The organism is Candidatus Tisiphia endosymbiont of Oplodontha viridula, from assembly GCF_964264865.1.
Classification (GTDB): domain Bacteria; phylum Pseudomonadota; class Alphaproteobacteria; order Rickettsiales; family Rickettsiaceae; genus Tisiphia.
In genome coordinates, this window is the sequence record NZ_OZ183486.1 from 1,633,495 (window position 1) to 1,646,149 (window position 12,655).

The window sequence follows — 12,655 nt, forward strand, 5'->3', positions numbered from 1 at the left end:
CTAATAATAAAATTATATGCAAGTTTCTAGAATATTCTTAGTCTCCTTCTATATAATTCTACCATCCTTATTAACTATACATTTTGCATATGCCAGCCCATTTAACCATCCAGAAACATGGAAAAAAGTTGAGATCTCAAAATTACTTAAAACATCTACAATACACCATATAGAACCTATGAGAAAGTTTCTTGCGGGAAAAGGTAAAAAAGCCGAATTCAATGGAGAAGTTTTTTTAGTTACTTTAGATGATCAGGTAAAAGCTGTCTTTAAAAAATTACCTGCAGATGATTTAGGAGATGCACAAGCTGAAGTAGCAGCGTATCAAGCTTCTCTAATTCTAGGTTTCCCTCATATTCCTCCAACAGTAATGCGTAAAATTAATGGAATGACAGGATCATTGCAACTCTACATTGATACTAAAATTGATCCTTTAGTACCTGAAGAGTATGAAAAAGCTCTTCAAGAGGTTTCCATAAAAGATCAAATGAACCTACGAACTTTTTACTTTATTTTTGGGCAGTGGGACTCTGGATCACATAATTTATTAATATTTAAAGATATTAATAAAACATATTTTATTGCAATAGATAATTCAGGCATTCGTAATCGCCAATATGTTAAGCTTGGTGAACTTCCTTTTGTTAGAGTACTGTATAGTGATAAATTAAATACCAATGATTGGGATAAACCATTTCCTTTTGATAAAGCAGAGGTTATTGATCTCCCTAATGAAGAAAAGCTAAAACAAAGATTTAAAAAACAAATACCTCCTACCTTTTACAAAAATTTTCAGTCTTATAACCACCCTTTTCGGTTTGTTATTTATCAAAATAGCCTATGGATTCAGTATCATGCATTTGATAAGAGTTTTATAATATCTTATCCAACACAATGTTATAACGACACTATAAAAGCTATAAAAAAATTAGACTTACCTCTTCTTAGAAAGATTTTTATAGCAGCAAAAGGTTCTGATTTTTTAAATAATTCTTACCTTAATTCTATATTAGAACGTCGTGATCAAGTTTTAAGGTATTGCCTTAAAATTAAATAAGAGAAAATTTCATCCTATAATTTTATTAATTCTGCTTTTTTTGTTAAAGATTCTATGCCATTTAAGTCAGTTGCAGTCACCCATAGCTGTAATCCTAATTCTAGGAAGAAATCAATTAAGTACTGCCTCCTTTTGTTATCAAGATGTACAAAAACCTCATCTAACAGTAAAATAGGCATAGCAATGTTTTCTTTAATAGAATAATTAACTTGGGCAAGTATTATGGCAATGAGCATAGCCTTCTGTTCACCGGTGGAACAGTGTTTAACTAAGGCATTTTTTTCTTTATGAATAACTACAAAATCACTTTTATGCACTCCAAAATTAGTTCTATTAGACATCTTATCACGAACACGAGACACCACTAACTCATTTTTTATAAAATCAATATCTATTTCAGAATTTTTTAATATTATATCTTCTATAACCCCATTAATTGATAAAATAGCTTTAGGAAAATCATTATCCAAATCTGAGATAGCTTTTTGCATATGTTCTAAAATTTTTAGCCTATTAATAGCGATCTCAATTGATAATTCCGCCATTTTTTCTTCAACCACTCTTAGCCAATTTGTATCCACTTGGTCTTGTGCTAGTATTTTGCTACGTTCATACATGTAATATTCGTATTTACTAACTATTCCTGCGTGCGATGGATTAAAGTTATAAACAATTCTGTCAAAGAATTTACGCCTATCGCTAGTACTGGAAGAAAAAATACCTTCCATTTGGGGTGTAAGCCAAATCATAGCAGTGAACTTACTTAGTTCATTATTTTGTATTTTAACACCATTAAATTCCGTAAAACGTCTATTAGATTCACGCTTTAAATTCGTTGAAATTTCAACTAAGCCAAGTTTACTGTGTAATAATGTATAAGCTAAGCAATGATCTGCTCCCCTTTGACAAATATCATCTAATTTGGCTGATCTCAAGCCTTTACCAGGTGAAAATAGTGATATTGATTCTAAAATGTTAGTTTTTCCACTACCATTCCCCCCTATTAGTATAACAGGATTATTACCAGCACTAATATCTAAATTCTGAAAATTACGATAATTTAGTAATTTTAATTTTTGTAGGTAAATATTATGCATAACTTATTTGAAATAGTGAGAGAAAAACCGAATCAACCCAATTATAGCTAAATTGAAAAAATTTTAGCCAAAACCGTCTATTAGCGAGGAGACCATAGCATAACTGTCGAAAGTTAGTAAATACAGCTTCCCTACACGTCATTGCGAGGAGGCTGTAAAGCCGACGAAGCAATCCAGTAACATCATTTATCTATAGATTGTTTCCTAGATTGCTTCGCTTACGCTCGCTAATAGACGCTGTGGTATAGGTATTTGTAAACTTTCGACAGTTGTGGAGACCATAGGTCGACGAAGCAATCCATATGACAAGCTTCATGGATTGCCACGCTCACATACGTTCGCTCGCTAATAGACGGCTTAAACCTTACAACAGCACTTCGCTAATAGACGATTTTTTAACTTTCAACAGTTGTGATCTTTATGGTATACTCAAATGATTTGAAGAATTGGATTTGAAAATGAATGGTGAGCATGCTAGGTGTACATATAGTACATGAGCCTGCGAATCCATGATATTTTCAAAAAACAATTCGTAGGAGCAGAAGAGTATACAATGACCTTAATTTTTGAAGTTCTACCTGAGTATATACTCAAATCTAATTCAAACAACTAAATATATCCATGACTTTATCCATGACTTTAGAAGAATTTCGCCATAAATATAATTATGATCAATCAACAAAGATGATGCAACAATATTTAGACATCAAATTTGCCAATCTTGATTGTCTTCTATTATTTAGGATGGGCGATTTTTATGAAATGTTTTTTGATGATGCAATTCTTGCCAGCCAAGTTTTAGGTATTGCTCTTACCAAAAGAGGGACTAATGGAGACTCTGAGATTGCTATGTGCGGCGTACCCCATCATGCTCTTGAGACATATTTAAATAAATTAATTGAAGAAAATTACAAAGTTGCTATTTGTGATCAACTAGAAACACCGGAAGAGGCAAAGAAACGTGGTGGCTATAAAGCTGTAGTAAATAGGGATGTAACGCGTATTATCACCCCAGGTACTATTATCGAGGAATCTTTAATTTCGTCATGCGAACCTAATTATTTGGCAAGCTTAGTTTTGCTAAAAAACAGGGCGTCAATTTGTTACGTTGATCTTTCCACTTCAGAAATTTCAGTTATAGAGATTCCGCAGGATGAGATTCTAAATGAACTATCACGTCTTAAGCCTAAAGAGATTTTACTTAGCGAAAATTTGCAGGGAGAACAATTAGCTAGTAGTATTCAGCACCAATTACATTTTCGTGTCTCGTATCAAGTTGATAGTTTTTTTGCTCCTAAAAAATGCCATAAAATTATTTTAGATTTTTACAAAATCAATGATCTAAAAGCCATAGGGGAAATATCTGAATGTCAAACAAGTAGTATTGGTAGTATCTTAGAATATTTATCGCTAACGCAAAAGCAAAATATACCCTCGCTACCTTTGCCCTTGTTGGTCAATTACCATAATTTTATGATTATTGATTCGGCGACTCGGCGGAATTTGGAAATTACTAATAATTTATTAGGAAAAACCAAGGGTAGTTTACTGGTCACTATTGATCATACAGTTACTAAGGCTGGTAGTCGTTTACTATATCACTTTTTATCTACACCACTAATAGATATTGATGAAATAAATTATCGACAAAATATCACAGAATTTTTTTATTCAAATATTGAACTAGTAGGGAATATTAAAAAGTTACTCAAGAAAACTGGGGATTTAGAACGTTGCTTGGCTAGAATTACCATGAATCGTGGCTGCGGGCGAGATCTGCTAAATATTAAATATACGTTAAATGCTGCACTGGAAATAAAAGGAGAGTTTATTGCCCATTATGGGCTAAATTTGCTAGATTATATAGAGAAGTTAATTAAACCTCTATCTGGAGATGAACAGTTATATTCATTAATAGATCAAGCAATTAGAGAGGATGCACCTAATACTATCAATGAAGGTGGGATAATAAATCATCATTATCATCCTAAAATACAAGAATTATATGACTTAATTAACAATGGCAAAGCACATGTAGAAAAATTAAAAAATGTATATCGCCTTGATACTGGCATTGACACCCTAAAAATATCTCATAATAATGTACTTGGCTTATTTATTGAAGTTACCCTAAGACATAGTGATAAAATGTACGCTTCAAAATTTATTCACCGACAAACAACCTCTAATGCTAGTCGCTATACTACTATTGAATTACAAAAGTTAGAAAGCGATATGGTTAATAGCAGAAGTTTAGCGGTTAGTCTTGAACTAGAATTATATAATAAAATATGCCAGCAAGTTATTGATAAAGCTATATTCTTACGATTACTTAGCTGTTCCTTGAGTCAGCTTGATGTATTTTGTAATTTTGCTTATATTGCTGATGAATATCATTACGTCAAGCCTAGGTTAAGCAATGATTTGAGTTTTGAGATTATTGAAGGGCGTCACCCAGTCGTTGAGCAAAGTTTATCAAATGATAAAAAAAGCTTTATTCACAATAACTGTACTTTATCGGAAGCTCATAGAATTTGGTTAATTACTGGACCTAATATGTCAGGTAAAAGTACTTTTTTACGGCAAAATGCCCTAATAGCCATATTAGCTCAAATTGGTAGTTTTGTGCCGGCTAAAAGTGCCAAAATAGGTATTGTAGACAAGATATTTAGTAGGATAGGGGCAGGGGACGATTTACAAGCAGGCCAATCGACTTTTATGGTGGAAATGCTTGAAACATCAGCTATTTTAGCACAATCTACTAAAAATTCTTTAGTCATATTAGATGAGGTTGGTCGTGGAACTTCCACCTACGATGGTGTGTCAATTGCTTTCGCGGTGCTGGAATATATTCATGATAATCTCAAATGTCGATGTTTGTTTGCATCGCATTATCACGAATTAACCAGCATGAGTAATTTTTTGCCAGCCTTGCAAAATTATACGGTGGCTATTGAGGAATTAGGGAAAGAAATATTATTTTTGCATAATATTATAGCAGGTATGGCTGATAAATCTTATGGAATTCATGTAGCCTACTTAGCGGGCCTACCAAAATCTGTTATAATTAGGGCGAATGACATTTTAACAAAATTAGAAAAAACCGCAACGTACAAAAGCAAAAATATATTAAACACTGAATCAAACAACTTAAGTTTATTTAGTCTGCCAGTAGAAAGTAAAAAAGAAATAAAATTTAATAAGTTAGAAGAAGAACTTATTAAAATCGATCCTGATCAGCTCTCCCCTAAACAAGCCTTAGAGTTGATTTATAAGTTAAAGGAACTAATTTTTTAAATAGGGTTGCCTTACATGATAATACCACTAGAACCCAAACGTTCAGTAAATGGAAAAATTTGGCAACAGCGATCAGTAAACGAGGATGATGTTTCAGAACTTTGTCGTTCTGTAGGAATCAGTGATTTTCTAGCACGGGTTCTATTTCCTCGCTTAGAGAACTTGTCACAAGCTATAGATTTTTTATCACCTAAGCTCAAGAATTTACTGCCAGATCCTTTTCATTTACTTGATATGCAAAAAGCAGTAGATAGGACTATAGAAGCTATTATAAATAAACAGAAAATCTGTATATTTGCTGATTATGACGTTGACGGGGCTACATCTTCATCACTACTTAAGAATCTATTTAGAGATTTGGGGCAAGAAGCTGATATTTATGTTCCAGACCGAATTGCTGAAGGGTATGGACCAACTCCAGCTGCTATGCAGAAAATTAAGGATAATGCTACTGAGCTACTGATTACTGTTGATTGTGGAGCAATGGCACATGAGGCTCTAAAATATGCATCACAAGTAAAGCTTGATGTAATAGTTATCGATCATCACATTAGTAGTGATATATTGCCTGACGCTGTTGCTGTTGTTAACCCGAATCGTATCGATGAGACCAGTAGATATAAGTACCTAGCGGCTGTAGGAGTATCATTTTTATTTGCTACCGCCTTATTATCCGATTTAAAAAAACAAAATTTCTTTGCTGATCGTCATTGCGAGGAGCAGCTTCGCTGCGACGAAGCAATCAAGAAAAATGATGATAAAAGAAAGCATTTGGATTGCTTCGTCGCTGCTGAAGCATCTCCTCGCAATGACGCCAGTTTGCTACGGGCTCTACCAAATTTAATGCAATATTTAGACTTAGTCGCACTTGGAACAGTATGCGATGTAATGAAGCTTATTCACTTAAATCGTGCTTTTGTTGCTCAAGGATTAAAAATCCTTGGTCAAAGAAAAAATTTAGGTATGAAGACTTTATGTGATGTTGCTGGTTTAAATGAAAAACCAAACTGTTATCATTTGGGATTTGTGTTGGGACCTAGGATCAATGCCGGTGGAAGAGTTGGTAAATCATCCTTGGGTGCTAGTCTTTTATCTACCGAGTGTGCAATAGAAGCAAATCTACTTGCACAGGAGTTGGAGAAACATAATAATGAGCGAAAAGTAATAGAGCTGATAATGATAGAGGAAGCTACTCAAATAGCTTTAACCCAAGAAAATGATAGTTCATTATTTATAGTTGGTAAAGGGTGGCATCCAGGTGTTATCGGCATTGTCGCTGGCAGATTAAAGGAAAAATTTAATAAACCGGTTTCAGTTATAGCTTTAAATGATGCAATCGGTAAGGCTTCTTGCCGTTCTGTCAAAAATGTTGATTTTGGTAGTAAAATTATCAATGCCAAGGCTAAAGATTTAATCATAGCTGGCGGGGGACATGCAATGGCAGCTGGATTTACAGTATTGGAAGAGAAATTACAAGAGTTACAAGAATTCTTAAATCACGCCTTTAAGATTGATATTAGTAATCAAAATGACATTGCCTATGAAGAATATGATGCGGAACTTACTACAAGTAGTGTAAATTTGCCGCTAATGGATGAGCTGAGTAAACTCGAACCATTTGGCCAAGGAAATTATGAGCCAATATTTAAATTCTCTAATCTTTTGGTGTTAAAAGCTGACATAGTCGGTGGTAAGCATATAAGATGTTTGCTTGCTCCTTCTAAGGAAGCTTTTGGTTCTAAACCGCTTCATGCTATTGCGTTTAATAGTGTATCTAGTCCTATAGAAAATATTTTACTTAATATTAAGTCACATAATATTTCTGTAATTGGTTCATTAAAAATGAATAGTTGGCAAGAACGTCATACTATACAATTACAAATAAAGGACTTGATAAAATGATATTTGTTAGCTATTTTGCTATGATTATAAGTTTTTTATCAACTCCAAGTATAATGTAAATTTCCTATGTCAAAATCTAAACAAGTTAAAACAAATAGCCATGTTCCCATTGAGGGAACTGGTGATTTGGCTGTAGTGCAAGAGCATTATCAAGATTACCCCTATCCTTATAGAGATCCTGAAGATGAAACAAAAAGATTACTGGTAATTAGCGGCGAATTTTTGGGTGAGTTAAATCATTATTTATATAAAGGTAAAGAAGATTTTAATTCAGGTTTTCGGGTGCTAATTGCCGGTGGTGGTACTGGTGATTCTGCTATATATATGGCAGAGCAACTAAAAGATAAAAATGCTGAAGTGGTGTATTTAGATTTTAGCAAGCCAAGCATGGAAATTGCCCAAAAACGTGCTGAAAAACGTGGTCTTACCAATATTAAATGGGTATATGATTCTATTTTAAATATTCCAAAGCTTAATTTAGGTAAGTTTGATTATATTAATTGTATAGGAGTATTACACCATTTGAAAAGCCCTCCAGATGGTTTAAAGATATTAAAGGATTCTCTCTCTGATCAGGGAGCAATTAACATAATGGTTTATGCTAAATATGGTCGTACTGGATTATATCAGGTACAAGATATCATGAAAATGGTAAACCAAGGTGTTAGCAATAGGGTAGAAGAAATAATGAATACCAAGTCTGTTATGGCTGGTTTCCCTGCAACTAATTGGTATATACGTGGGCAAGAACTGCTAGGTGACCATGTTGTTTTCGGTGATGTAGGTTTATATGACATGTTTTTGCATAAACAGGATAGGGCTTATTCTATTCCCGAATTATACGAATTTATTCATAATGCAGCTTTAAATTTTGTGGAATTTTCTGATGTTAGCGAAAAATTAGCTCTAAGGATCGAAAATTATATTAGTGATTTTTCTCTTCTACAGAAGATTAAGAAGATGGATATCATAACACAGCAAGCAATTTGTGAATTAATTGTTGGAAATATTATTAAACACAGTTTTTTTGTTTCTAATCAAAAAGATACTATTGCTAGTCTTGATAATTTGGATAATATACCATATTTTTATGGTATTACTGGGGCTATTTCTAAACAAATTTATGATCATATAGAAACTAATGCTTTAGTAGCTGGCAATATTGTTAACTTTACATTAAATAATTCATTATTAAAGGATATCAATATTACTATACCAATTTCTAATTATACCAAATATGTTTTTAAACAAATGATAGATGGTGGTAAAAGTTTACAGGAAATCTTTGATTTAATCAGAGAAGATTTACAACAAGAAATTAGTAATGAAACCTTGTTATTGGAAGTAAAGAACATATTTGCCCCGTTTTTTACTACGGGAATTATGTTACTTCATGACAAATCAGTAAAACCTTTTTAACTAATTTGACATTTATAGCTAACTTCAAAAGCTGTAAAAACAGCTTTTGAAATGGTAGGTTTGTGCTTTATTCTTGAGAGCCTTCGCTGTCGTCTCCTAATATTGGTCGAACATCCTGCTCATCAGTGAACCGTAAGGTAGCATTTGAATTAGACGTGATTAAGGAAGGCTGTAAGGTATTATCAGTAGCATTAGATACAGGAAACTGTAAGGCATTACTAGGGGTAGTAAGCTGTACAGTATTATTAGGGGGAGTAAACTGTAAGGCATTACCAAGGGTAGTAGGCTGTGTAGTAAAGGCTGAGTCACGTTTTAAGTCAGCTGTGCAATTAATGTCTTTAACGAGAGGTCTGTTCTCGTGGGAATTCATCATATATAATGGTCCTTTATTAATTTTTAAGAAGCACATTATACACATTATACAAATAATATCAACTGTTAATTAGGAAATGAATTAATAAATTCTTTATTAGACTTTCTGCATCTTCGATGTTACCCCACAACTGTTGAAAGTTTACAAATACCTATACCACAGTGTCTATTAGCGAGCGTAAGCGAAGCAATAAAAGTAACCAAAAATGGATTGCTTCGTCGGCTTATGCCTCCTCGCAATGACCTTGGTTATTTTTCTACAACTTTTAAACTGCCATAATGAGTTCTAAAACCGCTTCCTCTTCTAACTTTCGACAGTTGTGGTGACATCACCCCTAATGGCGATGATTATTTGAGCCTACTATTAATTTATTACATAGATACTTGAGGTTATTATAAATTAATATAAATCCGTTTGAAACGGATTTTGCACAAAGTTCATTATACAACATTTAAATCTAAAAATCTAAAGTCAAACGTTAAAAACAACTATCAATTAGCAACAAGTTGGAGCTGATGGGCTGAACACATCAATCTATGCTGAAATCATCTTCTAGTCTAGAGTATAGTTCTCTGAATACCCCAATATTTTCCCATGAGTCTTTATGTCCTATAACATAAATAACTTCTTTAGCCCTAGTAACTGCCACATTTAAGATGTTAGGAGATTTACCTGCCCATTGTCGACTATGACCTTGAGTGGATCCCTGAGCTCCTAACACTAAGATTACTGCTTCAGCTTCTCGTCCTTGTACAGTATGTACTGTGCCAATTCTCTCATTAAGCCAAAGTTGCGTATCGGTTTCTATCCAAGAATCTAAAACTTTATGCTCTTTAATCAACTTACGTAAATTATAGGCAACGAGCTTAAACGGGCTTATAATATATAGGTCTGGAAATATTCTAGCAGTTTTTAATTGATTTAATAGTCTAATTACCTCTTTTCCTTCTTCTAAGCACCATTTGTCCATAATATCACCTTTAACATCAAACCATTTAGAAGAACCAAGACAGTTGCGTATTAATGAATCGCTATTATCTTTCTTTATTTGTATCATTAAATTTTCATAAGCAATAGCATTGGAAATACTAAACATAGGATCTGCACAACGCCTATGTACTAGTAAAGGTACTCCAGTTTCCCGATTCCCATATTTAGTAGTAAATTTAGTATATATGGACTTACAGCATTTGCTAAGGTTTGAACTGACGCTTCTGGGGCATTAAAATTATCAGGACTTACCTCAAATTGTTTGCATATATTTTTTGTTAAACTATCAGGTAAGATAACAATTGGTTCTATTTGTAGAGGGTCGCCAGTAATTATAATTCGTTTTGTTCTCATTATAGCTCCAACAGCTGCTTGAGGTAAGGCCTGTCCAGCTTCATCAATGAGCAACCATCCAAGATAGTTTAATGGAAGACCCTGTAACATTTTCTCTACGGAAGCAAAAGTTGTTGATATAGTAGGAACTACTAGAAAGAAAGATGACCATAAATCTGCTAAACACTCCATAACAGTAGTAGAATTAGTAAAATTTTCCATCCAAGCTCCGAGATTATGAAGTAAAGGTTTAGCTGCTGCATCTATGAAAGCTTTATGTACTTTTATAGCAGCAATAAATACTTCATCACGTAAGGAGTGTGTTTGTGCATCACACCATGGGGAAACTACATACTTTTCTTTAGGAGATTTTAAAAACAAATTCTTATCAACAATATGAGGAGCAAGCTGACTAAATAACTCATAAATATTTTTTTGTGTATACTGAAAATTAGTAAGCTTTTGATTTTTCTTTTGCCAACTACGAAATGCAGAAGTTTTTAGAATAGAGGAAATAATACAAGGTTTATGCTTATTATGTTTGGATAAAAGATCATTTAACCCCTCTCCTGGCTCTAATTGAATTGCTATATCTGCTAAATATTGCAACAAATTCTTTATTTCCTGTAATTCAGCAAGTCTAGTTCGGCTTGTTTGTAATACTTGTTTAAAATGGTTGCACACTTGTCGCCAGCGTATTAAGGCTTCGCTGCGATTACGTGGTGGATTACTGTCTTGAATAATTTGTGGTGTTCGAGTTTTAGTAATTTTTTTAGTAACTGGATCTCTTTCGTGAAATATTTGTGGGGTACCATTTATTTCTGCTAAATATGTATCAAGTCCAAAATCTTGATTTCGCCAAAATTTTTTACTAAAATTAATACGATTAGTGCTATTGCCAAGCATTGCTGAAATCATCCCCCAACTACTATATCCCAATAAAGCATCGGATAGGGGTGTAAAATAGCGTAAGTCATCTGCATCACTTGCTATGGCTTTTAAATTAGGTAATTCAGCACTAATATTTTCTACAGCCTTATTATTAGATGAAGCAATTAATATTTCAAAACTCTTTATACTTTCATCTAATGTATAAATATCGAACCGACTAGATCTAGATTTTACTGTATTGCCTGAATTAGTAAAAGCTTTTTCAGGGTCATCAAACTTCAGTAATGCTTCAGCTCGTTTTGAGACTAATTCAGCAACAATGTCACGTAACAAAGTAGTTTTACCAGTACCTGGGGGTCCATTAATTGCCAAGATTCCACCATCGTTTAGTTTCGTCATAGCTAAATTAACTGCTGCTTGTTGTAATAATACTAGAGGCTGTCTTCCTGGTCCAGGCCATCTTGCTGAAGGAATATTTTTGGGAGCAAGGGTATCAGCTAAAACCGTATCATCTAAAATATTATGACGATTTGATGGAATATTTACACCTAGATATTGTAATAAGTTAGTGTTATCCTTTGAGTCTTTAATTACCTTAGTGGCTTTCTCTAGATCATTTAAATAAAAACTGTTGAGCAGCGGAATTTTACTAGGAAAGTTAGCAGGAAAGCCTTCTTTATGTGGTTCATAACTTCGAATAGCAAATTGTTTGTTTATAAGCATTTCAGCTGGTATATCAAATGTATTAACAAGGTAATTATAAGCTTCCTGTATTGTTAGTTTGTTTAAAGGAAGAACCTCACCGTTGTGATTTATTTTACGGATAATTGCTCCAAGTTCTATCTTAACAGTACTTTCAGTTATTGACCATCTATTTAACTCCTTAATGTTGCCCTTTAAAGCTTTTGGAGTACCCCAAGCAAAACTTGCAAGATTAATTGGATTATATCCACTAATAACACACCCCTTTTGGTCGACAATAATTATAGCAATTATAGCCTCTCCTGATGTAACTTTTGCCTCTACACCACTATCAGTATATTTTTTATTTAAAGCAGAAAAGGCATTTGTTACATTAATTGAACCTAATACTATTTGGTAAAATAGTGTAAACTTAGATGGAACCTTTTCTCCACCATTTTCCCAGGGTAGAGTGGAATCCAAAGAAGCGATTAACTTTTGATTTCCTCCTACTAAATCCTCTGGTTTTTTAAATGTTTGGGGCGTTAATATTTCCAAGACAGTCCAAGCGGATAATACGTTACATGCTTCTTGCGTAGTTAATTTTTTCATTTT

The 12,655-nt window shown here is 33.5% G+C and carries 7 protein-coding genes and 1 pseudogene; 4 read left to right on the top strand and 4 right to left on the bottom strand.

The features are described from left to right. Positions 1–16: 16 nt before the first annotated feature. Entirely contained in the window at positions 17–1,057 is a 1,041-nt protein-coding gene (locus tag ACFEL1_RS07970; RefSeq protein ID WP_375331000.1) for a hypothetical protein, read from the top strand. Positions 1,058–1,071: 14 nt separating this feature from the next. On the opposite strand, the gene recF is transcribed toward ACFEL1_RS07970, so the two are convergent. Beyond that, positions 1,072–2,154, bottom strand: a complete 1,083-nt coding sequence (gene recF / locus ACFEL1_RS07975) for a DNA replication/repair protein RecF (protein ID WP_375331001.1) — start codon at positions 2,152–2,154, stop codon at positions 1,072–1,074. A 621-nt stretch (positions 2,155–2,775) separates the two neighbouring features. Here recF and mutS point away from each other — a divergent pair. The 3 genes and pseudogenes from mutS to ACFEL1_RS07990 all read left to right on the top strand — a co-directional run bounded on the left by mutS (position 2,776) and on the right by ACFEL1_RS07990 (position 8,772). Next, positions 2,776–5,451: a DNA mismatch repair protein MutS gene (mutS, locus tag ACFEL1_RS07980; RefSeq protein WP_375331002.1), complete on the top strand. Its 2,676-nt coding sequence runs from the start codon at positions 2,776–2,778 to the stop codon at positions 5,449–5,451. Positions 5,452–5,478: 27 nt separating this feature from the next. Further along, positions 5,479–7,353, top strand: a pseudogene (recJ, locus tag ACFEL1_RS07985) (single-stranded-DNA-specific exonuclease RecJ); the annotation flags it as partial. Positions 7,354–7,419: 66 nt separating this feature from the next. Further along, entirely contained in the window at positions 7,420–8,772 is a 1,353-nt protein-coding gene (locus ACFEL1_RS07990; protein ID WP_375331003.1) for a class I SAM-dependent methyltransferase, read from the top strand. Between the two features lie 67 nt (positions 8,773–8,839). On the opposite strand, the gene ACFEL1_RS07995 is transcribed toward ACFEL1_RS07990, so the two are convergent. From ACFEL1_RS07995 to ACFEL1_RS08005, 3 genes are all read right to left on the bottom strand, one after another. Continuing rightward, positions 8,840–9,145, bottom strand: a complete 306-nt coding sequence (locus tag ACFEL1_RS07995) for a hypothetical protein (protein WP_375331004.1) — start codon at positions 9,143–9,145, stop codon at positions 8,840–8,842. A gap of 529 nt (positions 9,146–9,674) precedes the next feature. Next, positions 9,675–10,241 (bottom strand): AAA domain-containing protein, encoded by a 567-nt coding sequence (locus ACFEL1_RS08000; protein WP_375331005.1) that lies wholly within the window; start codon positions 10,239–10,241, stop codon positions 9,675–9,677. A gap of 23 nt (positions 10,242–10,264) precedes the next feature. Next, entirely contained in the window at positions 10,265–12,652 is a 2,388-nt protein-coding gene (locus tag ACFEL1_RS08005; RefSeq protein WP_375331006.1) for an AAA domain-containing protein, read from the bottom strand. Positions 12,653–12,655: the final 3 nt, after the last annotated feature.

Bases quoted from the DNA above. Each gene is read 5' to 3' on its own strand.
- ACFEL1_RS07990 (WP_375331003.1), top strand. From the start codon at position 7,420: ATGTCAAAATCTAAACAAGTTAAAACAAATAGCCATGTTCCCATTGAG.
- mutS (WP_375331002.1), top strand. From the start codon at position 2,776: ATGACTTTATCCATGACTTTAGAAGAATTTCGCCATAAATATAATTAT.
- recF (WP_375331001.1), bottom strand. From the start codon at position 2,154: ATGCATAATATTTACCTACAAAAATTAAAATTACTAAATTATCGTAAT.
- ACFEL1_RS08000 (WP_375331005.1), bottom strand. From the start codon at position 10,241: ATGTTTAGTATTTCCAATGCTATTGCTTATGAAAATTTAATGATACAA.
- ACFEL1_RS07995 (WP_375331004.1), bottom strand. From the start codon at position 9,145: ATGATGAATTCCCACGAGAACAGACCTCTCGTTAAAGACATTAATTGC.
- ACFEL1_RS07970 (WP_375331000.1), top strand. From the start codon at position 17: ATGCAAGTTTCTAGAATATTCTTAGTCTCCTTCTATATAATTCTACCA.
- ACFEL1_RS08005 (WP_375331006.1), bottom strand. From the start codon at position 12,652: ATGAAAAAATTAACTACGCAAGAAGCATGTAACGTATTATCCGCTTGG.